Origin of the sequence: Peptacetobacter sp. AB845 (genome assembly GCF_047528295.1) — a bacterium.
Taxonomy (GTDB): domain Bacteria; phylum Bacillota; class Clostridia; order Peptostreptococcales; family Peptostreptococcaceae; genus Peptacetobacter.
Genome location: NZ_CP180001.1, coordinates 652,262 through 676,711, shown reverse-complemented (window position 1 = coordinate 676,711; position 24,450 = coordinate 652,262). Strand labels below are relative to the sequence as shown.

Genomic DNA, 24,450 nt, shown 5'->3' with positions numbered 1-24,450 from the left:
GTCTTTTCCATTATTTAGTTTTTATTTTTTTATTACATATTTTCTAGAATTTTTGAATATGCATTAGGTAATGCTTTAATTAACATTCTATCAGGAATAGGTATTATCCCTCTCTTTGCATAAATTTGTGGGTTATGCATTACAGGATAAACAACTATTTCTTTTGTTTTATTGTCTTTAGTTACAGTAATTTTATTTTCTTTATCTTCTATCTCAAATTCTTTATCAACTACAACACATTCCTTAAGTCCTTTTATTAATTCCTTTTGTATATTTAAATCTAGTTTTTTTGGTAAAGTTTCATCAATACACCAATTTAATAATTGTTTTGCTAAATGTCTATCTAAATCATCTTGAACTCTTTGATTATGATAATGTTTTAAACAATCGTGGCATGCCGTTTTACAATTATTTTTACACTCTAGTACTTTTTTAGTTTCATCAAATAACTTATCTATTTTATTTTCAAGCATTGAACTATATCCAGCACCACTTGAAAGACTATCAAATAGATATATATCTACATATGTGTAATCTCCATCTGTATATCTTATACGATATCCACTTTTTAAATCATTAAAATCAATATCTAACAACTGGCTTGCTCCTAAAGCCATTGCTTCCGATAAAGTAAGTGCCGCACTTTTTACCCATAGACTATCTGCACTTGTATCAATTTTTCTTTTATCTAATTTGATTTCAAATAAAATCATATCTGTTAAGAATTTATGTCCTAAGAATGTATTAACTATATCATGGTTACACTCTTTTGAACCTTTGTTTAAAGGTTTAAATGGTTTTTTTACACCATATAATTTTTCTTCTTTGTCACCTGGAACAGCCGCCCCACAATTTTTACATACACTGAACCCCTCACCTTTAGGTCCTTTATTTAAAATTAAAAGAGGCTGATTTTCAAGTTTAGCAAATCTCAATTTCTTATATTTTCCATATTTATTCATATTTTTATCCTCAATTGGAACTGAATAACTTGGCTCTTCTGCATATGATTTTTCTATATCTGCAACGGCATCTCCTATATTTTTACCATCCAGAGGTGCAAATCCCCATGGTTTTAATAAGTTTTGTTTTCCAATAGCCTCTGCACCACAGAAAGGACATTTGTCATCACTTGGTGATTCAAAGGATACCCAATTACAAGAACTATTATTACAATAATATATTCCTTTAAAATAATCTTTACTTTCAAAATAAGGTGCTGCTGGGCGATTAAGATAGTTTCTATCTTCATTAAATTTAGAATGGAAACTATAAATTCCTCCAGATTTATACGTTTTCTTATTTACAACTAACACTCTTCCTGGAGCATATTCACTTATTGCTAAATCTAAAGATCTATCAGGTTCTTGCTCTAAATTCTTACCTGATACATCTTCTATATTAAAACCAACAACATTTCTAGGGAATGAATATGTTGGTAATAATCCTTCTTCCAATAAAACATCTAATGTCTTCTTTTGTCTCTTTCTTTCTTTATTCCCTTCAAAATATCTAGATTCAAACTTTTCTACCTTTATTTTTAACTCTGATAATTCTTTAATCAAACTCCCCTTTAAAGAATCCACTATTTCCTTTTTAGAATTTGGAACCAATATAGAAAGTCTTTTATCATTAAATGAATAATTTATAACAAATTCACTAAATAAATCTAAATCATTTTTAACAAAATCAATAATACCTAATTTACTAGCATCTTTTTCTTTACTTAATAAAAATTCTGTTAAATATACAACATTTAAATGTCTATACAATAATCTAGCATTATCTATATCTATGCCTGGTGTACTTGGTTCCCCAGAAATAATATATTCAGGATTATTAAAGTAGTAATTATCATGAGGTCCATCATCTGTATAAGTTACAATTGTCGAAATCGCTGAACTACGTCTACCAGCTCTACCAGCTCGCTGCTGATAATTTTCTCTCATAGGAGGAATATTTCTCAGACCGACCGCCGTTAATGAACCTATATCTATTCCAACTTCCATAGTTGTAGTACAACTTAATACATCAACAGGTCCCTTTCCATCAATTCTTACATTTTGGAATCTTATCTCATACTCTTCAGTTGTAGACCACAAGTTATTTCTTTGATCTTTATGAGATAATTGTGCTGTATGTTCTTCAGTATTTATTCTTGTCATTAATGAATTTTTTTCTCCATTAACACTAGCAATAACTGGTTCTCTCCAGAATGATAATCCTTCAAACTCACTTTTTCCCATTATCTTTGGTTCTCCTTCTCCACAAAGAGCACATTTCCCAAACAAAGTAAATGGGAATATTCTACCACATCTAGGACACTTATACCATTCTTTATCTTTATCATATTTTAATATAATACAACTAGGATTTAAAAATCTCTCTCCTGAACCATCGTTATTGCTTGATGTAAATTCTTTTATAAATAAATCATATATTATATTTATTTCATCTTCATCAAATTTATTTTTTAATATTTTTTTTATATAGCCTTTTAATCTATTGTTTTGCGGTATTCCTACATCCGGATAATTTGTTATATTTCTTCTTACTTCATATCTAACAGATGGATCATATGCATAATGAGTTTTCAATACATCATTTACCCATACACAAAATATTTTTTTAAAATCATCTACATTTATTTCAATTCCTTCTTCCTCTTCTAATTCAGCTAAAATAGCAATTAATTTTTCATTGCATGGTTCTATCCAGCAAAGTCCTAAGTCTGTTAATGATTTGAAACTATCACATAAATGCTTTAATAAATATTTAGAATATAATTCTGGAATGGATTCATACCCTTTTAACTTATCAAACTTTATTTTTCCAAATATTTTGTATTGTCTTTTAATATCTTTTTTTATTTTTTCTATAGATTCAGTTATTTTTTCCTCATCATTTCCAAAGAAAAATTTAAGATTATTTTCATATGCTACTTTTAAAAATACTCTATATAATAAGTCCATTGTTGGCTCAACATCACTTTCTTTTGTACATTCTAAAAGCATGTTGGCCGAAACTACTATAGCCTTTCTTAATGCTTCTTCATCTGCTATAGATGTTAATTCTTTAGCTAATTTTGCAGCCTTTTGTCTACTATCAGAGAATAACAAGACCTTTCTTCCTCCATTTGGATTATATTCTAGCTCATCTTCATCAAATATATTTTGTGGCTGTACCGCAAGTTGTTCAGATATAAGATTGAAAAATGATTCATTTCCTTTTGTAGAAAAGTCTGTCAATTTTAAATCCTGCCTCTTGCATTTAGGACAATTTTTAAATGTATTTATATTAATATCTTCATCCGATTTATTTTCACTATATATAAGCCTTACATAATAATCTTTATCAGCATTATTTTCATTTGTTTCTAATCTTCCTGATAAAGAATTCATATATACACTTTTAATTCCATTTTTCTCATCACATTTAAAAGATTCATTCTTTAAAGGTATATAATAATGAATCTCATTGAATGAATCCTTATCAAGCATCCCTTTTTTATTCCAAAGATATTTTTTATCGCTATTCTCTTCATTTTTATTTATATATCCTCTGTAGAATAAAGCCCCACATGTACGATCATTAATTAACTCGTATATTTTTCCTCCACATTCACAAATATCGTCATGTGCACCAAAATAAATTTCACCTATTGGCAACGTTGAATTATGTGTTTTTTTACTACAGTTCGGATTTGAACACGCATATAATCCCTGTAATCCTCTAAACATTAGATGCAACCTAGTAGGGTACAATACCCTACCATCTTTATTCTTAGCTAAAGGAGCAATTGCAAGTATACTACTTACAGCTTTTTCAGCTGTTTCAAATTCATCATTTGGAAACACTTCTTTAACTAAATTTTTTAAACTTGTTGCATCTCCTCTTGTTTTTTCCATTATTTTTAGAAGTGGTCCAAATTTCGATAATTCTTCATATAACCAAACTTCAACATCTTCTTTATTAGAAAAACTACATTTACTTACATCTAATCCTGCTATTTCACCAAAACTTTTAATTGAACTTAATTTTTTATCCTCTTCTACATATAAACTGTTTATATCAAATTTAGCTAGCTCTACCGCTGAACATTTTAAAGAATTTTCATAGCTTATACTTTCTTTTTCTCCTGTTATAATTTCAAATCTTTGATTTTCAATTTTTTCTCCTGTTAAATCACATGCAAATTTTAATACATCTTTTTCCCCTTCACTTGGAATACTTGCACTGGTTAGTATAAACTGTATTCTATCTCTACTTATTTTTAATCTTTGCATAAATCTTCTTATAAGCAAGGCTACCTCTCCTCCAGAAGCTCCTTTATACATATGTGCCTCGTCAATAATAAATAGTAATTTATTATCTTCCGATGAATCTAGCCATTCTTTAGTGTCATCCCATATAGGTTGTTCTAATTTTCTCATTAACATATATTCAAGCATTGAATAGTTCGTAATTAGTATGTCTGGTGTATGATTTTGCATTTCAAAGCGTGTTATTAATTCTGCATCATTTTCATCATAATAATCTTTTTTTCCATCTTCTAATGAATCAACAAATTTTTCTAATTTGTATTTAGATGGATATTTTCCTAAATTAATTAATTTATCTTTAATTTCTTCATCTCTATCTAATAAATCTCTTCTAAATGTATCTGCAAGTTCTTTACATTTAGCTGTATCAAAATCACCAGCAAATGGAGTTCTACCAGTATACATTCCAAATTGTGGTCTTCTTTTATTTTCACTGTATTCATTAAATGCATTTAAAAATTTATTATCTTTATCTCCTATCATTTTTCTTAGACGGCCCATTTGATCCGCAACAAGAGCATTCATCGGATACATCATAATTACACGTATACCTCTATTTTCCCAAACTTTTGGAGATGTTTTTGCTTCATTAACCAATTTTGTAACTATAGGCCACATAAAACATTCTGTCTTACCAGAGCCTGTTCCAGTAGCAACAAATAAGTCCTTTCCTTTATAAAATTCTTCTATTGCTTTTACCTGATGAAAATATGGATTCGGGAAAACTCCAAGTTTATTATCTTGGAGAATATTTAATATTTCTTTAATATCTTTTGGAATTTCTTTACTTTCTTTTAGTCCATTTTTTATAACTTTATATGCTGGGTTCCCTTCAATATATGGTTCTTGCCATAGAACACCTTCTTTTTCCAATCTTTCAACACATATTTTTCTAAGTTCATCATTTTTACCAAAATATGCAGTTTTTATATAATCAATTAAACGTTTTTTAAGAGCTTCGTGAGTACTCTGTATTCCATAATTCTCCAATTACAAAACCTCCTCTATTTCTAAATATAAACTAATTAAAATATCTCTAATATATTCCCAGATTTCATTTGATACAATATATTCTCTAGGATTATACATATTATTACTTGGCCAACAATATGTTTTTAGTATCATCATTTCATTTATTGGTAAAGCTGCAAAAAGCCTTAATTTTTTGCAACTTCCAAGATTTTTAACTTGAACTTTTATACTATTCTCATATTTTTTTCTTAAAGCAAGTATTATTCTTCTACACTCTTTCCATTTCACTAAAATATTATTTATTCTAGATATATAATATTTATTACCATCTTCTATTTTTAAAAGAAAATATCTAGTTGCCCACTTATGGTTCATACTTTTATCCCTTGCTAAATAAATATCTCCTTCTAAAATCATCGACTTATTTAAATTCCAAGATTGAGATGGTATCTTTTTACTTTTAGGATCAAATACATCTAATATATCTATATCATTGAATCTTTCCCAAGTAGAATTTTTGATAAGCCAATTCAAAAAATCATCTGGATTAATGATTTTTGTACTTTCGATTTTTTCACTTTCTTCATATAATCTATTCTTTTCAATTCTTGTAATTCCAACATGAATAGATGTAAATTCATCTTTTTTTATTCCAATTTCCCTTTCAATATTTCTATAAATTTTCTTTTTATTATATTGTGGCAACCCTACATAGGCATTTGGATTTATTTCATATATTTCTCCTGAGTTTAACATTCGTTCTCTTATAGTTTTAATTGCTTCATCAACTTCAACAGCTATTTTCTTATTATTTTTCTCTTTACATAAAAAATAATCCGCACATTCTGGAAATAAATCTAAATAATTTTTTAAAAGATCCTTTCCCCTAGCCATAATATAATTTTTACTTTTTTTGTTTATATCGGAATCATTATTGGATTTATCCAGTATAAAATATCTAATCCAGCATGAAATTGCTGTATATATCAATCTAGAATAAAATTCTGCTTCTGATTCTCCTTTATAGCGTTCAATCTTTAAATCAGATGAAATTCTTGTAACCAACTGTTTTTTCATTTGTTTACTCCTCATTAACAAATAAAGATTTTAAAATTTCTTCTTCTGAAAAACCAAATTTAACCAAGTCTCCAAATAATTTAGCTCTATTAACATCACTTGCTTGCAAATATATATTATTAAGAAAATCTAAAGATATTATTTCTCCTATTTCTTTAGATAAGTTTGCATAAAGTGACATATCTAAATTATTTCTCTTATTTATATACTTCCTTTTATATAGTCTTCTACATGTATCTTCTTCCTCAAATAATTTTTTAAGTTTATATTCCTCAAAAATTCCGGATTTCTCAATATCAAATAACTTATCATAGTTTCCTATAATTTTTTCATTATCTCTTCTAAATCTAATTTTATCGTAATAATCAATATAAATAGAATAATTCCAAATTGATTTTGGTAGTTCAAGAAGATTTTCTTCTAAAAATCCTAAAATTATCCGCTTATTATTACAATTTTTATATATAGTAGATACCAAGTTGCTGTTAAATGTATCTAATAAGCCATCTATATATACTACAGATGATTTACTACCATTTATAATTTTAATTAATAGCTCTACATCAATATCTACATTTGTAATTGAAATATAATCTGCTGTAGATGAAGATATAATCATTGCTAAATCATCAGCAATTTTTCGTCCAAGGTATTCATCAACAACAATAAATTTTTTCATCAAAATTGACGTAATTATACTAATAGCTATATCCTCAGACTTAGAAAGATTTTCCTCTAAATTTTCCGATAGTGAATAGTATACATCTTCTAAATCTTCATACTCTTCTCTCCTATATATATCACTCTCTTCCAATTTTTCAGATTCAATATAAAGTATACTCTTATCCTTACTTTCTTTTTTTCTAAAATTATCTGTATTATAAGATTCAGCAACCCCTAATAATTTAGTTGTTTCTACTATATTAGACTTAAAATCAATTAATTGGTCTTCTATTTCAAGTTCTATATTAATTTTTTTATTTTCTAATTCATTAATAAAATCGTTCTTTTCAATGATAGATAAATCTAAGCTTTCAATCTCTTTTTTCTTTTCATCTTTTTTTAATTTTAAATTATCAATTTCAGATTTTATAATCTTAGATAACTCTTCCCATTCTTTTAACTCATTTTTTACCTTTGTTATCTCTTCATCTTTAGAGTTAAGCCATATTTCCTTTGCTAACTCAATACATTCTTTCAATACTTTTTCATTTTTTAAAAGATATTCTCCTACTAAATTATCTAATTTATCATTGCCTAAATATAAATCTAAAATAGGCTTAAATATAGATTCTACCGTTCTAATCAAATTATCATATGATAATCCTGTTATATTTATAATTTCTTTTATATATTTTTCATCTTTTAAAAAATTACTTATTATTTTTATTATTTTATATTTCTCATCATCCGTAATTTGAAAAACATTTTTCTTTTGTTCTATATATTTTATTGCAAATTTTTGTACTAAAGCATTTTTTTCCATAGTCACAAAATTTCCTTCTTTTTTAGGTAGTTCTAAACGATTATAAAAATATCTATTCTTTAGTATAATATTTTCTATATTTAAAATATCTGTTAATCCTTTTGTCGACACAGTTTCATTAGGTGGAATTTTATAAATAGGAATAGAAATAATATCGCTGTTTTGATTTAAAAAGTATGTTTCTCCATAACAATACTCATCATTTTCATATTCTTTTTTTTCAAAATCTTTTTTATTACATAGCAATGTAATCCAGTTCCCATTTTTATTTCCAACTAAAAGTAAAAATTCATTATCTACGCCAAATGGTATTTCAAATCCTTTATATAATTTATCTCTCACTTTTTTATAATCATATTCTAAAGTATCAATATTATCTTCTAAAAATACAATCTCATTTATTTTTCCAATATTTATAAATCCATTAAAAACTTTTCTCTTTTCTTTATCCCATCTTTTTAATACTGGTTTATTTTCATATTTTCTTTCTTTGGGATTTAAATATAGCTTTGCTATAATATAAGGATCATAATCAACTTCAGCATAATAATCTATATCTTCTAATTTGTTTAAATTATAATCAGCTATTCTATAATATTGTAGTTCATCATTCCAATTTCTATACGATATACACAATGAAATCGTTCCATCAAAGTAATTTGCCACCTTATTTTCCTCCTCTTAAAATCATATAAACTCTTAAAGGTACTCTATTTTCTACTAGATATTTTCTTAGTAAAGTCTTTATTTCTTTATTTTTTATATATTTTAAATTATAAGTTATCGTTTTCCTCACATCTTTAGAAATAGCTATAAGATTTGTTCCACTCGACTTCTTTATAGTCCTAAGCAATTGCTTCTCATCAAAGATTTTATTATTTATTATTTTTTCTTTTATTATTATTTCTGCTATTTTATTTATATTAGATAATAAAAAATATCTATCTCCAAATTTAACATCCTTTATTTTAAAATTATTTTTATTATGAAACTCTTCTACTTTACCACCATTACCTACCTTTATTAAATTAATATCACATAAAGATTCAATTGTAATATCTCTTGTATCATTCAGCTCTATTTTTCCTTTTATACTATCACCATTTTCTAAATTAATTAAAATTCTATCTTCTTTTACATATGGTAATTCATTTTTTCTAATTATAATTCCTGTTGATGTTACTTTTCTATCTACATTTATTAGAACTTCTTCATATGTAGCATCTATAGCAGATATTTTTTCTTTACCCATATAGTCAACTTTAATATTTAATGCATTAATTAAACTTTTTCTATAAGAATATACTTTAGGATTATCATTAGAAGATAACACTTTATTATATACTTTTGTTACTTTATTTACTTCATAACCATCATTACTTTTCACACAAGGAGGCCAAATAGGATAAATGTTAGACTTCTTTTCTAAAAGTATAACATTTAAATTTTCCTCTAAATAATTTGCTATTCTTTTATAGGTCTTTCTATTTTCTAAATTTACATTAAATGAACATTTAAAAACATTATAAATTATTCCTTTTAAACAAATTTTACCTACGTTCTCCATTTTGATTTCTTCATATGGAATAATTTTTTTCGATTTTTTAACCCAATAATACTCAGTATATGTTGATATATTCTCCCAAGGCCTTATTATTTTCCCTTCATTTTCTTCTGCTGAAAATAATGCACCGTTGATTGGTAATGGACAATTTATATAATTAGACCAATATTTTTTCAAAATATTTTCTACTGAACTCTCTGAATATCTTATATATAATCTCGAGCTATTTTTAGGTAATATAGATATTGTAATAAAGTTACTTTCGTCATCTAAAAACTTTCCTCTATTTAAATAAAATCTTTCATATTCTTTAATATTAAATTTATCATATATTTCAATATATGAATCTTTTTCTTTACATGCTAAAAAAGCTTTTGTAGGAATTTTTTTGAAAAGAATAGAAAAATAATAATCTCCATTACAATTTTTTCTTAGATATAGTGGCAACCCTAATTTTTCATAAACCGTTAAATTTTTACTTCCCTTTACTCTTTTATCACATTCTTTAGATATTTCAGTTTCTTTATGATGTTTAAAATACTTTGTTTTTTCTTTTTCTACAAAAGATACCTGTTCTCCACACTCGGGGCATATAAATTTATATCCCTCTGCCTCATATTTATTTTTAAAAATATTAGCATTTATTTCCTTTTCTTTTCCAAGCTCATATGCACAAATCGCAGTTTTCATACAATCTTCCTATTCTTCATTTTTATAAATTTTTAGATTAATATATTATTATTTTTTATTTTATATACTTATATTTATTTTCATAATTAATTTTCAACAATTTTATTATAACATCTTTATATATTACAGTCATTAAAATTAGTTCTAACTAAAAAAATAAAAAGGGGATACCACATTAACATTAGTTGATGTGATAGCCCATTTTCCGTTCTACGATTTCTATTTTTTAAGTAGATAAATGATTGCTGTTGCAAGTTTTCGCAATAGGTCTTTAAGTGATTAATCACAAATTAATTTGCATCGACAATTCCGCAAGCGCCCCACACCTTTAAATATTTTCCAATAATAATTGGGGCGCTGAGGACTGGAGAGCAAATAATTGTGATTAATCACTTAAAAAGGCCATTGCAAAAACTTACAACAGCCTAATCTTTTAATAAATTTCTCTTTACATATTTTCATTCATCAAAGCTTTATGCTCTCTATAAATCTTAACCATATAAACAATAGCAACCAACATAGTTACAAATTCAGCCATAAATATCGCCCACCATATACTATTTCCACCGAAGAACACAGGGAAAATCATAAGGAAAGCTCCATTCAAAATAACACCTCTTAATAATGAAACAATAGTTGCTTTTTTAGGATGCACAATAGACTGCAGATAGAATACGCAGTACACACAAACCGCCTGTGGGATATATGAAAGCGAGAACACTCTCATAATATATGGTGTAACTTCCTTAACCTCGGGAGTCATCTGCATGAATAATCCTGTCACTCCCACTGGGAAAATTATACTTATTGCAGCAAATACAATTCCATACATAAGTGCATTTTTCATCCCCAATCTTTCTACTGCCCAACAACGATCAATTTTTCCAGCACCGTAGTTTTCAGATGCAATTGGCTGAATTGCCTGCCCAATTCCAGAAAAAATACTTGTGAATAGAGATGAAACTGTACCTAAAACACCGTAAACAGCAAGTGCTGCACCTCCAAGGTAGTTCATTATCTGGTTATTGGCAATAAATGAAACCGCTATTACCGCAAGAGCACTCACACCAGAACTAAATCCGGTAGCCATAATCTTTTTAAATGCCTTAAACCAGTGATGTGGTCTTGCCAATTTTAAAGTAGTTTTTTTCATAAGTACATATCCTAGAATCATAATTGCCTGTACCGCAGAACCAAGAGCTGTTGCAATCGCTGCACCTCTCATTCCCATATTCATAGGGAATACAAAAATCCAGTCTCCTATTATATTTACAACTCCACCTGTTAAAATAGCTGTCATTACAAATTTAGGAGAGCCATCAGTACGCACAAATGCTCCTAAAAATGAAGTGATAACAAATGATGGTATAAATGCAAAAATCCATTCTCCATAATCTCTAGCAAATGGCATAAGCACATCGTCTGCACCACAAAGTCTGTAAAACTCATCTTGATACATCATTCCAGGTATCCATACAATCAATGTAATAATCGTAACCAATACAATCGAAGCTGCAAAGTACGCATCTCCCTTTTCCCTATTTCCTTCTCCACGAGCATGAGCCATAAGTACAGACCCACCTATTCCGCAAAGAAGTGCAATAAATAGAGCTATTGAAAATATAGGTAGCACTATTGCACAGGCCGCAGTCCCGTCTGGCCCAGCTCCATGTCCAATCGCTATAGTGTCTACAAGGCTGTAAATCGCTATAGCCAAAGAACTACTTATCGCAGGTATCAAAAATTTGTAGAATAGCTTTTTAATATCGTCTTTAATTAAGTTCATATTTTTCTCCCCTTTTAATTTTTATTTTTCCTCTTTTTCAAACTCCTCATCAAAAGCCTCTTTTAAACTCTCTCCAAAAAACTCAAGCCCCTTTATAAATTCATCAGAGTACTTATCTAAAGTTTTTTTAAGGGCTTTTTCCTCTGCTCTATAAATAAATCCCATAAAATCCTTAGCGTATTCACGTCCTGCATCTGTCAGAGTTATGTATTTTTCCCTTCTTTTCTCTGGAATTGGTGTAAGTGTCAATAACCCCTCTTTTTCCCATCGCTTAACTATTGTATTTACAGTTGTTTTTGGAACAAGCCACTCTTGAGAAATCTCTCTTTGTGAATGTGGCTTCCCGTCATCTAACGCGTACATGACACATAACTCAGAATATGCTAATTTTTTCTTACCTTCATTCATGTAATATATTTCATCTATTTTGTATAAAGCAAGCATCAATCTTCTTGCAATTTCTCTCATAATTTTATTCTCCTTTTTAAAATCCGTAATCGTACTTTAAATATTATAGTACGTTTTCGTACTTTAATCAACGATAATTTTACTATTTATATATTAAATTACATTGTTTCTAAAAAATAATAATTTATAATAAAAATCTTCAACTTCTCCAACAAAAAATAAAAAAGACCTCAATATTATTTCTAACAATGAGGTCTAATTATTTTGATTTAACTGTTATTTTTTATATCCTATTAAGCAATTATTACCGATAAACCACTCTTATACTATAAACAGTTTTTACATTATAAGCAATTCTTTAAGTATTCTTCGTCGTCTATTTTTGCACTTTCAACTGCTTTCTTTATAGCCTGTTCCATAACTTTAGCTGATAAGCTTCCTACAACATTTACATCACTTACAACTTCTCCAATGCTACAAGCGTATATACTATCTCCATCTGCCATAGTTCCAACAGGATTTATACATCTAGCATAAGCATTTCTAGTCATTGAAGCTATTTTATTAAGCTTAGCCTTGTCAAATTTTGCATTACATATAACACATCCTATTGTAGTATTTGTCTTAAATAAATTTTGAGGAGTAGTTACCATTTTTACAAAAGTTTCTTCTAAATCCCAGAAAACTTTTCTTTCTGGATCCATAAGTCCTGCAATCTTTTGTGCATTTGATGAGTCAAATATATCTCCAAATGCATTAACTACAACTATTGCAGCGATTTTTAAATCTCCTACCTGAACTGCATGTACTCCTAGTCCTGCTTTTGTTGCCTGTTTCATTCCAAGTAGTTTTCCAACACTTGCACCTGTTCCTGCTCCAACATTTCCCATAGAATCATCGCAACCTTCTAAAGCTTTTATACATGCTTCATAACCCATATCTGCATCTGGTCTAACATCTGATTTTCCATATCCTAAATCGAATATGCAAGATTGACAAACAAGCGGAACTTTTGCAAATCCTGTATCAAATCCAATTCCTCTTTCTTCAAGACAACGCATTACACCATCTGATGCAGCAAGTCCAAATGCACTTCCTCCAGATAATACTACAGCATTTAGAGGATTATCAGCAGTCATGCTACTTGTAAGAGGAGTTTCTCTTGAAGCTGGCCCTCCTCCACTTATATCACAACCGGCCTGTGCTCCATTTTTAAAGTATATTACACTTACACCAGTTTTTGCTTCATCATTTTGAGCATGTCCGATTGAAACACCGTCCATATCTTTAATAGAAATTTCTTTTATTAGACTTTCCATTCCTTCAACTCCTATTTATTAGTTTTATATTTATCGTTTTTATCATTAGTTTTATATTTATCTTTTTTATCTAGTATTTTAATTTATATCATTTACTATTCTTCATCTAAAAATTTTAAGAATTCTTCTGCTTGTTTTTTTAATTCTTCTTTCTTATCATCAGAAAGAGTTAACTCATTATTTGCCCAAGCTTCAGGATTTATTGTAACTCCTACTTGAGTTTCCATTACCTTCATTCCTATGATTTCTAATAAATCTTTTAATTTTCCTCTACTTCCAGCAGCTGCACTCTTTCCTGCAACCCCACTTATAGCAACCTTTTTACCTGTAACTGATGAACCATTTGCATAGTCATTTGGCTTGTGTGGTCTTGAAAGCCAGTCTAACAGATTCTTTAAAACTCCAGGGTAACTTGAGTTGTACTCTGGTGTGAATATCCATAGTCCATCTGCACCTTCAACTTCTGAACGTACACGAAGAATTTCTTCAGGTGTTGGGAATTCTATATCCTGATTCATAAAAGGAATATCCTCGTATGAAAGGAATGACACCTCTGCTTTTCCTTTGAGTTCTTCTGCTACCATTGTAGCCCGCTGTCTATTAAAAGACTCTTTTCTCATAGAACCTACAACAAATAATATTTTTTTCATGATAAAACCTCCATTTCCTTGTAAATAAAATTTTTTGTATTATACACTAGGAATTAATGTAGCTTTTCCATTACTTTAATTATAATACAAAGGAAATAAAAAACAATCTTTTACGTTTATGCCTTTATTTTTTATCATTTGAAACTTTTTTGTATTGCTAATGAAACTTATCTGTGATAATCTAAAAATGAGGTGAAATTATGAATAAAAGACAATCGCAAATATTAGATTTGCTTACACAGAATAAAAAACTAAAAGTAACTGAGCTTTCTGAGGTTTTAAACGTATCTCAAGTAACTATTCGTAAAGATTTATCTGCTCTTGAAGAAAGTGGAATAATAGTTAGAGAGCATGGATATGCAAAATTAAACGAAAGCGACGATATTAATAATAGATTGGCGTACCATTACGATATTAAACAAAAAATAGCAGAAAAAGCTGTAGAAAGTATAGAAGACGGAGAAACAGTTATGATTGAATCTGGATCTTGCTGTGCTCTAGTTGCATTAGAGATTGCTAAAACAAAAAAAGATGTAACTCTTATAACAAATTCTGCATTTATAGCTGACTATATTAGAAAAACAGGAAATGTTAGAATTATATTATTAGGTGGTGAATATCAGGAAGAATCTCAGGTTATGGTTGGCCCAATCACTAGAAAATGTGCTGAGGGATTTTTTGTAGATAAGCTATTTGTAGGAACTGACGGTTTTACAAAGGAAACAGGATTTACAGGAAATGATTACATGAGAAGTGAGGCTGTAAAAGATATGGCTAAACAAGCGAGCAATGTAATAATTGTAACGGACTCTGTAAAATTCCAGCAAAAGGGTGTTGTAAGCCTACTTGATACTAAAAAAGTATCTTATGTATACACAGACTCAAACATTCCTGAAGAAACTGAGGAATACTTAATAGAAAATAACATAAAAATCATAAAAGCATAAAAATTGTGATTACTCACTAAAAAGGCCATTGCAAAATTGCAACAGCCTATCATTTTTACTACTTTTTAGAAAAAGCAATTTAGTCCCTTATCTTCAAAGATTTTCTGATATTCTTCTAAATCTTCTGGATAAAGGGCTTTTTTGTTTTTATATTTGTAGTTTCTGTTTAGTAGTTCGTATTTTTTTTCGCCAAACTGGTGGAATGGAAGTAGCTGCACTTTTTTAGCTCCAACCTCTACTAATAATTTCGCTAATCCTTCTGCATCCTCTAATGAATCATTAAAATCTGGGATAACTGGAATTCTAGGAAGTACTTCTATTTCATTATCTATAGCCCATTTTAAGTTTTCCACTATTAAATCATTGTACACCTTTGTTCCGTTGTAGTGTTTTTCTCTGTCGTAGTGCTTAACATCAAATAGAAGTAGGTCTAACTCTCTAGCCAATTCTTCAAAAGTTTCCTTCTTTACATATCCTGTAGTTTCAATCGCAACATGTACTGAATTTTTCTTTAATTCTGCTATAAGTCTTTTTAAAAACTCAGGCTGGCTCATACCTTCTCCACCAGAGATTGTAACTCCTCCACCAGATTCTTCATAGAAATCTATATCCTGCATACATATATCTACAATCTCTTCTATTGTCTGGTAATCCCCTTCATAAGATAATGCTCTATTAGGACATGAATTTACACAAGTTAAACATCCCACGCACTTATCTTCATTTATAATTATCTTATTATCTTCGTGAGTTATCGCTCCATTTGGACATGTTGCCACACAAGATAAGCAATGAGAGCATTTACTCTGATCGTGTAAAATCTGAACATTTTTTATCTGAGATTCAGGGTTTGAACACCACTCACATCTAAGCGGACATCCTTTAAAGAATACTGTAGTTCTTATCCCTGGCCCATCGTGTATACTAAACTTCTGAATATTAAACGTAATTCCCTTTTCCAAAAAATCATCTCCTTATATATTAATCTCTATTATTTCCAAAATTTATCTTTTATTACATTTAAAATAATATCATTTACTCTCTTAAAAGTAAATATTAAAGTTTCATTTGAAACTTTTTAAACTTTTATTTGAAGTTTTTATTTATCTTTTTTGCAATACGTGGTATACTTTGATTGTAGAATGAAATACTAAATAGTTACGGATGAAACTAAAAGGAGGATATTTTATGAAAAATGTTGAGCATTTCGGTGATTTAACACCGAGAATGAATGAATTTAGAGAAAATGTATTAAACAAAAAGCCTTATATATGTGCAGAACGTGCATTATTAGCTACAGAATCATATAAAGAAAATCGCAATCAGCCCGTAGTAATAAAACGTGCTATGATGTTAAAAAATATATTAGAAAAAATGTCTATATATATAGAAGACGAAACTTTAATCGTAGGGAACCAGGCATCTGCTAACAGAAATGCTCCGATATTCCCAGAATATACACTAGAATTCGTACTTAATGAACTTGATTTATTTGAAAAACGTGATGGAGATGTTTTCTATATAACTGAAGAAACAAAAGAAGATTTAAGAAGTATCGCATCTTTCTGGGAAAACAACAACCTAAGAAGCAAAGGTGGAGCAATGCTTCCAGAAGAAGTTAGTGTATATATGGAAACTGGATTCTTCGGAATGGAAGGTAAACTAAACTCTGGTGATGCTCACCTAGCAGTTGACTACGAAACAGTTTTAAAACAAGGATTAGTAGGATACGAAAAAAGAGTTTTAAAATTAAAAAGTGAATTAGATTTATGCGTTGCAGAAAATATAGATAAATATCACTTCTATAGAGCAGTTTTAATAGTAATAGATGCTGTAAAAACTTATGCTGAACGTTTTAGCAAATTAGCTGCAGAAATGGCAGAAAAAGCTGAAGGTCAGAGAAAAGAAGAACTTCTTGAAATATCTCGTATATGTGCAAAAGTTCCTTATGAACCAGCAGAAACATTTAAAGAAGCAATACAGTCTACTTGGTTCATACAGTTAATATTACAAATAGAATCTAACGGACACTCTTTATCTTACGGAAGATTTGATCAGTATTTATACCCATACTATAAACACGATAAAGATTTAGGATTAATAACTGATGATGAAGTTGTTGAAATATTAGACAACTTATGGATAAAAACTTTAACTATAAATAAAGTTCGTAGCCAGTCTCATACATTTAGTAGTGCAGGAAGCCCAATGTATCAGAACGTTACAATAGGTGGACAGACTGTAGATAAAAAAGATGCAACTAATGAATTATCATTCTTAGTATTAAAATCTGTTGCACAGACTAGACTACCTCAGCCTAACTTAACAGTTAGATACCACAGAAATATACCAAAAGCTTTCTTAGATGAGGCTGTTGAAGTTATGAAATTAGGAACTGGTATGCCAGCATTCAACTCTGATGAAGTTATAATACCTTCATTTATAGAAAAAGGAGTTAAGGAAGAAGATGCATACAACTACTCTGCAATAGGATGTGTCGAAACTGCAGTTCCAGGAAAATGGGGATACAGATGTACAGGTATGTCTTACATGAACTTCCCAAGAATACTTCTTATGGTAATGAACGACGGTGTCGATATGACAAGTGGAAAGAGATTCTTTGAAGGAAGCGGATACTTCAAGGACATGAAATCTTACGAAGAATTAGAACAGGCTATAGAAAAAGCTATGAGATACTTAACTAGAATGAGTGTTATCGTTGAAAATACAATAGACTTAGCTCTAGAAAGAGATGTTCCAGACCTACTATGCTCAGCTTTAACTCAGGACTGTATAGGTAGAGGTAAAACTCTTAAAGAAGGTGGAGCAATATACGACTTCATATCTGGATTACAGGTTGGTATAGCAAATATGGCGGACAGTTTAGCTGCTATCAAAAAGCTTGTATTCGATGAAAACAAAATAACTCCAGAACAGTTATGGAATGCATTATTAGATGATTTCTCAACTGAAGAAAATAAAAAAATACAGCAGATGTTAATAAACGATGCTCCAAAATACGGAAATGACAACGACTACGTGGATCAGCTAGTGGTTGATGTTTACAACGTATACATAGATGAAATGAAGAAATATCCAAATACTAGACATGGTAGAGGTCCAATAGGTGGAATCAGATATGCTGGTACATCTTCTATATCTGCCAATGTAGGTCAGGGATTCTCAACTATGGCAACTCCTGATGGTAGAAATGCGAGAACTCCTCTTGCAGAAGGATGCTCTCCTGCTCATTCAATGGATAAAAAAGGACCAACAGCGGTATTCAAATCAGTTTCAAAATTACCAACTCACGAAATAACTGGTGGTGTGTTATTAAATCAGAAAGTAACTCCTCAGCTATTATCAAAAGAGGAAAATAAGGAAAAATTAGAAATGTTAATAAAAACATTCTTCAATAGATTAGATGGATACCATGTTCAGTACAATGTTGTTTCAAGAGATACACTTATAGATGCTCAGAAACATCCAGAAAAACACAGAGATTTAATAGTTAGAGTTGCAGGATATAGTGCATTCTTCAATGTATTATCAAAAGCAACACAGGACGATATAATCGGAAGAACAGAACAGACATTATAATAAAAAAATACATTATACTTTAAAAAGTTATTTTGTATTATAATAATATATGTTTAGATAAAATTTTTTAAAAAGCTATTATAGCTTTAGGGGGATATAATAAAATGGAATTTATAGTAGATACAGTTAATTTAGAAGAAATCAAGGATGCTGTTGAGCATATGCCAATAGTTGGGGTAACTAGCAACCCTTCAATAGTTAAACAGACAAATCCAGAAAACTTCTTTGAACACATGAGAAAAATAAGAGAAATAATAGGTATGGAGAGAAGCCTTCACGTTCAGGTAATTTCAAAAAATAGCGACGAAATGGTGGCTGAAGCTCATAGAATATTAAAAGAAATAGATGACCAGGTATATATAAAAGTTCCTGTTTCTTATGAAGGTATAAAAGCTATAAAAGCTTTAAAAGCAGAAGGTGTTAAGGTTACGGCTACTGCAGTTTACGATTTAATGCAGTCATACATGGCTTTAGCTGCTGAAGCTGATTATATAGCACCTTATGTTAATAGAATAGGAAACCTTGGTGCAGATCCAATGGATTTAATAAGCAATCTATCTGATAGAATAGCTGTTGACGGATATAATACTAAGATAGTTGCTGCATCATTCAAAGGTGTTCAGCAGGTTAGAGATTCATTCAACTATGGGGCACATGCGATAACTGCTCCAGTAGCTGTATTAAAACAGATATTTGCAAATCCAAACATTGAAAAAGCGGTAGATGACTTCAATAAAGATTGGTATGCAATGTATGGAGAAAATGTAGGTATTTGTGAATTATAAAATAGAATATCTTCGGGTTATTTTATAAATTAGAACCATAAAAATAACAACCGATTCCCACTCCAGGCTTCGACGTGATGTAAGTGATTTGTTTTATTGAAAATCATTATCAAGTCTGCAGATTGTCGTTGGGAATTCGGTTGTTATTTTTTATGGTATAGATTTTAAAATCATACCCGAAATTATTTCTATTTTATAATTACAAATTACTACATCTAATCGAAGATTTTTTATTTGTGATTTTATTAATACTTTTTTTATTTAGCCGTAGGCTTAGTGATAAAATAATATATTAATCTTTTTTATTTCACCGATAGGTTTTTATACTTTTTATGTATATGTATATTATATAATTTTTAGTCTAGTAAGTTTTTTAGTAGTATTTCTCTATTGTTTATGAACATTTCCGTTATTTTGTAGCTTTCTGTTTCTTCGTAGGTGCATTTGTGTATTTTTCCGTCATCAAAGTTGTATATTTCAGCATCTGGGATTCCGAGTAGTATTGGCGAGTGCGTTACGATTATGAATTGCGCTCCTTCTTTTGCATATTTGTTTATCTCCATCAACAATGTCAACTGTCTTTGTGGTGATAGTGCAGCCTCAGGTTCGTCAAATATGTATAATCCATTTGGTCTAAGGCTATTTTGAGCTAAAGCTAGGAAACTTTCTCCATGAGATCTCTCGTGGTATTTTGCAGAAGGATGTAAATCGTCTGCGTATGTTGCAACATTGTAAAAGCTCTCTGCTCTTAGAAAATATCCGTATTTTTCTTTTCTAAATCCTTTTACAATCCTTATCGCATCACATAATTCTGAATGAGTATCATGAGTTGAAAAAGAATAATTTTTAGTACCACCTTCAGGATTAAATCCATGAGAAACAGCTATTGCTTCAAGTAGAGTCGATTTTCCTGTACCATTTTCTCCTACAAAGAATGTGATTGGATTTGAAAATTCTAGACTTTCAATGTCTTTTAGAGCTTCAATTTTTCTAAGATAGCTATCTTCTGGTATATTGTCCCATTCAAACTTAATTCCTCTGATAAATTGATTATTCATATTTTCTTCTCCAATCTATTTGTATTTTATATTTTTTAATATTTATTATTCTATTTATTTTATTTTTATTATTTTATTCTTAAAAAATATGATTTATAACTTATACTCTAAAAATGCTAATTCTTCTTTTATCAGACCCTCTAACAGACTTTCATGATATCCGGCAATTCTAAATCCATTTTTCTTGTAAAGACTCTTTGCTGGCTCATTGTGTGCATAGGTATCTATTCTAATAGCCTTACATCCTAATTCTCTAGCATATTCTTTTGCATAATCGACCATCTTCTGACCGTATCCCCTACCTGCTTTCTGTGGTGGTATGCAAAGTGTGTGAATAACAAGAATTTCCTCACCTTCTCCTGGATAAATCCAATCAATCTCTTTGTATTCCTCAGCTTGAAAATGATTTAAAATCATACTTGCACAGATTTCTCCCTCTTCTTCAAGCACATACATAGTTCCTGTAGGAATCTTCTCCTGTGGAACTTTTATTGTTGGGTATACTCCTAATTTCCAATTTGAATTACTTCCATGTTTTTCCTCATAAGTTAAAAGTTCATTGTATGTATCTGATATTGCGTTTATATCTGACTCAACTGCTTTTCTTATCATAACTTTCCCTCCAATATTAAACTATATTTTATCAAGATTTAGATTGATTTTTTTATTATACTGATATTTAAACTGACATTAATGCCGACAGTTTTTTATTTTACCGACATCTAAACCGACATTAATGCCGACAGTTTTTTATTTTACCGACATCTAAACCGACATTAATGCCGACAATTTTTTATTTTACCGACATTTTATCAAATTAACCACATTTTTTTCTGGCATACTCAACAATGCCAATGCCACGATTACTAGCACAATTCCTACAACTGATAAAACTGTAGGAATTTCTGAAAAGAAAATAACTCCAAAAATCATGGCTGCAACTGGTTCTCCAGATGCCAAAATTGAAGCCATTCCCGCATCTATATACCTAATTGAAAAAGTATATAAAATGTATGGAAGTACTGATGTGCAAAGTGAGTGAATCACTAAAAATACACTCATTTTTATTGGATTTGCTACAACAACATTTGTTACCAATTTCCAATTTGTAAGCGGAATTACAACTAGCATAACCATAAATAAACAATAAAATGTAGTTGTAAATGCATGGTACCCTCTTTCCATTGCAGTTTTACTTATAATTCCATATAATCCATAGAAAAATGCACCTATTATCCCAACTATTATCCCTTTTACAGACCATCTCATAGTAGATGCAGATTCTAGCACTCCACTAGCAAGCACGCATCCAGCTATTGCAATAGTCATGCAGATTACTTTCTTTGATGTAATTTTTTCCTTAAATAATATCGCCGCCATGAAAAGAACAAACACAGGTGAAAGGCTCAAAAGAACTGCTGCTAACGACAATGACAGCTCACTTATTGCAAAATTATAGCAAATATTAAGCCCAAACATTCCAACTACTCCACCTGCTACAAAAATCCATAAATCTTTTAACTTTATTTTTAATAAATTCCTATCATAAATTCCTAACCATACTGCAAGTATAAGTACCGCAAGAATTACCCTAACTGACACAACTGTATAACTATTCATTCCTTGTTCTGTAAGTTTCCTAACAAAAATTCCAGCAGAACCCCACATTGCCCCAGAAATTATCGGCATTAAATATAAAAGCTGTTTCAAACTATCTCCCTCCTATTAATTTTTTGATTTTTATATTTTTTATTTTAATTTTTCTAATTCTTTATATGCTTCATTCAAAACCTTATAAAATTCCTTTTCTTTTATTTCAGGTGTCAAACCTGGCTCATCAATATAAATAATACAGGCATCTGCGACAGTATCAAGAAATTTTCTTTTAAATATCTCATTATTACAGCAATCAGCATATTCACCATAAAAAGGTTCTGCTATATCATAGTATTCTTCTTTTGTAATTTCTCCCTTGAGATATCTTCTTATCTGGTTTAATATTTCTTTCTTAAATTTTATCCAATCCATCTTATATTCTCCTTACTAATTCTTTCTTTAATAAGAATTATAGATATGTAGCAGAATTTTCCTAATTCATCTCTTCTTTATTTTAATTTAATTTCTTCTAAAAAGAAAGACATGGCAAATTTTCTTAAAGTATTATTTTGGGTTAAACTTTCAACTGAAACGCACTCGACAATCTGCAGACGTGAAAATTTTTCCCAATAAAACATATTACTCACACCACGTCGAAGCCTGGAGAGAAGTTCAGTTGAAAGTTTAATCTAAAAATAATTTCTTTAAAAATTTGTCATGTCTTTCTCTTTTGAGATATAAATAAAATAAAAAAAGAGATGCACACAGGAAAACCTGCGACATCTCTATAATTCTTATATTAATCTTATTCCCATTCTATTGTTGCACTTGGTTTTGGACTTAAATCGTAGCAAACACGGTTAACGTTTTTAACTTCTTTAAGTATTCTATTAGTTATCTTGTCTAATATAGCCCAATCTATGTGCTCTATTGTAGCTGTCATAGCATCTACAGTGTTTACAGCACGGATTATTACTGGGTATTCGAAGCTTCTTGCGTTATCTCTTACACCAACTGATTTGAAATCAGGAACAGCTGTGAAGTACTGCCATACAGTTTTGTCTAATCCAGCATTAGCAAATTCTTCTCTAAGTATTGCATCTGATTCACGAACAGCTTCTAATCTGTCTTTTGTTATAGCTCCAAGACATCTAACTCCAAGACCTGGTCCTGGGAATGGCTGTCTGTATACCATATCGTGAGGTAGTCCTAATTCTACACCACAAGCACGAACTTCATCTTTGAATAAGTAGTATAGTGGTTCAACTAATTCGAATCCTAAATCTTCTGGTAGTCCACCAACGTTGTGATGAGATTTAACAACTTTAGCTGTTTTTGTTCCACTTTCTACTATGTCAGGGTATATAGTTCCCTGTGCTAGGAAGTCTATTCCTTCTAATTTACGAGCTTCTTCTTCAAATACTCTTATGAATTCAGCTCCTATTATTTTTCTCTTTTCTTCAGGATCTGCTACACCTTCAAGTTTTCCTAAGAATCTTTCTTCTGCATCTACGTATATAAGGTTTGCATCCATCTGGTTTTTGAATATTTCAACAACACTTTCAGATTCACCTTTACGCATTAAACCATGGTTAACATGAACACATACTAACTGTTTTCCTATAGCTTTTATTAAAAGTGCTGCAACAACAGAACTGTCAACACCACCTGATAAAGCAAGTAGTACTTTTTTATCTCCAACCTGGTTTCTTATTAATTCTACCTGGTCTTCTATAAAGTTTTTAACGTTCCAGTTAGCTTCTGCTTTACAAGTATCGAAAACAAATGCTTTTAAAGTTTCTTCATCTGGCATTTCATCGAATTTTGTTTCACATTTTGAAGTTGGGTGGTCTATTGAAATCATTGGGAATCCTAATGTATATAGGTCTTCGTTGATTTCTACAGCTTCTCCATCTACTATTCTATTTTCTCCACCGAATAGAACAATACCTTTTAAATTTTTTAATTCTTTTATTTCCTCAGCTGTTATATCGTGTGGGTATATTTCACTGTATACACCTAAGTCACGTATAGCTCTAGCTAAGTTTGTGTTTTTTGTGCTACCTAAGTCTAAAATAGCAATCATATCTTGTTTCATAGCTCAACATCATCCTTTTCTTATTAATCTAATATAATTTTATAATTAAATTGTATCTCATTTTTTGACGACATACAATAAAAATGTATATT

17 protein-coding genes are annotated in these 24,450 nt (G+C 29.8%); 3 read left to right on the top strand and 14 right to left on the bottom strand.

Annotation, left to right across the window (positions count from 1 at the left end; translation table 11 throughout):
• Positions 1-32 precede the first annotated feature (32 nt).
• The 8 genes from ACK2WO_RS03450 to ACK2WO_RS03415 form a co-directional block, all read right to left on the bottom strand.
• The gene (locus ACK2WO_RS03450; protein ID WP_414698359.1) at positions 33-5,312 is read right to left on the bottom strand and encodes a DEAD/DEAH box helicase; all 5,280 of its coding nucleotides are present in this window, start codon (positions 5,310-5,312) and stop codon (positions 33-35) included.
• Positions 5,313-6,371 (bottom strand): hypothetical protein, encoded by a 1,059-nt coding sequence (locus ACK2WO_RS03445; protein WP_414698358.1) that lies wholly within the window; start codon positions 6,369-6,371, stop codon positions 5,313-5,315.
• Positions 6,372-6,375: 4 nt separating this feature from the next.
• On the bottom strand, positions 6,376-8,523 hold the full coding sequence (locus ACK2WO_RS03440; protein ID WP_414698357.1) for a hypothetical protein: 2,148 nt from the start codon (positions 8,521-8,523) through the stop codon (positions 6,376-6,378).
• Between the two features lies 1 nt (position 8,524).
• Entirely contained in the window at positions 8,525-10,111 is a 1,587-nt protein-coding gene (locus ACK2WO_RS03435; protein ID WP_414698356.1) for a hypothetical protein, read from the bottom strand.
• 448 nt (positions 10,112-10,559) lie between these two features.
• Positions 10,560-11,897, bottom strand: coding sequence for an MATE family efflux transporter (locus ACK2WO_RS03430; protein ID WP_414698355.1), 1,338 nt, complete (start codon positions 11,895-11,897; stop codon positions 10,560-10,562).
• 21 nt (positions 11,898-11,918) lie between these two features.
• On the bottom strand, positions 11,919-12,365 hold the full coding sequence (locus ACK2WO_RS03425; protein WP_414698354.1) for a MarR family winged helix-turn-helix transcriptional regulator: 447 nt from the start codon (positions 12,363-12,365) through the stop codon (positions 11,919-11,921).
• 284 nt (positions 12,366-12,649) lie between these two features.
• Positions 12,650-13,624, bottom strand: coding sequence for a P1 family peptidase (locus ACK2WO_RS03420; protein ID WP_414698353.1), 975 nt, complete (start codon positions 13,622-13,624; stop codon positions 12,650-12,652).
• Between the two features lie 95 nt (positions 13,625-13,719).
• A complete protein-coding gene (locus ACK2WO_RS03415; RefSeq protein ID WP_414698352.1) occupies positions 13,720-14,274 on the bottom strand; it encodes an NADPH-dependent FMN reductase in 555 nt (184 codons plus the stop codon).
• 200 nt (positions 14,275-14,474) lie between these two features.
• Here ACK2WO_RS03415 and ACK2WO_RS03410 point away from each other — a divergent pair, with 200 nt between their 5' ends.
• A complete protein-coding gene (locus tag ACK2WO_RS03410) occupies positions 14,475-15,221 on the top strand; it encodes a DeoR/GlpR family DNA-binding transcription regulator (protein WP_414698351.1) in 747 nt (248 codons plus the stop codon).
• 65 nt (positions 15,222-15,286) lie between these two features.
• Here ACK2WO_RS03410 and ACK2WO_RS03405 read toward each other — a convergent pair whose 3' ends face one another.
• Entirely contained in the window at positions 15,287-16,183 is an 897-nt protein-coding gene (locus ACK2WO_RS03405) for a glycyl-radical enzyme activating protein (protein ID WP_414698350.1), read from the bottom strand.
• Positions 16,184-16,409: 226 nt separating this feature from the next.
• Between ACK2WO_RS03405 and ACK2WO_RS03400 the strand changes: the two genes are divergently transcribed.
• Entirely contained in the window at positions 16,410-18,821 is a 2,412-nt protein-coding gene (locus ACK2WO_RS03400; protein WP_414698349.1) for a glycyl radical protein, read from the top strand.
• A 104-nt stretch (positions 18,822-18,925) separates the two neighbouring features.
• Positions 18,926-19,606 (top strand): fructose-6-phosphate aldolase, encoded by a 681-nt coding sequence (locus ACK2WO_RS03395; protein WP_414698348.1) that lies wholly within the window; start codon positions 18,926-18,928, stop codon positions 19,604-19,606.
• A 356-nt stretch (positions 19,607-19,962) separates the two neighbouring features.
• On the opposite strand, the gene ACK2WO_RS03390 is transcribed toward ACK2WO_RS03395, so the two are convergent.
• The 5 genes from ACK2WO_RS03390 to guaA all read right to left on the bottom strand — a co-directional run bounded on the left by ACK2WO_RS03390 (position 19,963) and on the right by guaA (position 24,358).
• A complete protein-coding gene (locus ACK2WO_RS03390) occupies positions 19,963-20,664 on the bottom strand; it encodes an AAA family ATPase (RefSeq protein ID WP_178411275.1) in 702 nt (233 codons plus the stop codon).
• Positions 20,665-20,757: 93 nt separating this feature from the next.
• Positions 20,758-21,276 carry an N-acetyltransferase family protein gene (locus ACK2WO_RS03385; RefSeq protein WP_414698347.1) on the bottom strand — a complete coding sequence of 173 codons (519 nt, stop codon included), beginning with the start codon at positions 21,274-21,276 and terminating at the stop codon, positions 20,758-20,760.
• Between the two features lie 186 nt (positions 21,277-21,462).
• Positions 21,463-22,374, bottom strand: a complete 912-nt coding sequence (locus ACK2WO_RS03380) for a DMT family transporter (protein WP_414698346.1) — start codon at positions 22,372-22,374, stop codon at positions 21,463-21,465.
• A 39-nt stretch (positions 22,375-22,413) separates the two neighbouring features.
• Entirely contained in the window at positions 22,414-22,692 is a 279-nt protein-coding gene (locus tag ACK2WO_RS03375) for a hypothetical protein (RefSeq protein WP_178411272.1), read from the bottom strand.
• Between the two features lie 373 nt (positions 22,693-23,065).
• On the bottom strand, positions 23,066-24,358 hold the full coding sequence (guaA, locus tag ACK2WO_RS03370) for a glutamine-hydrolyzing GMP synthase (RefSeq protein WP_178411271.1): 1,293 nt from the start codon (positions 24,356-24,358) through the stop codon (positions 23,066-23,068).
• Positions 24,359-24,450 lie beyond the last annotated feature (92 nt).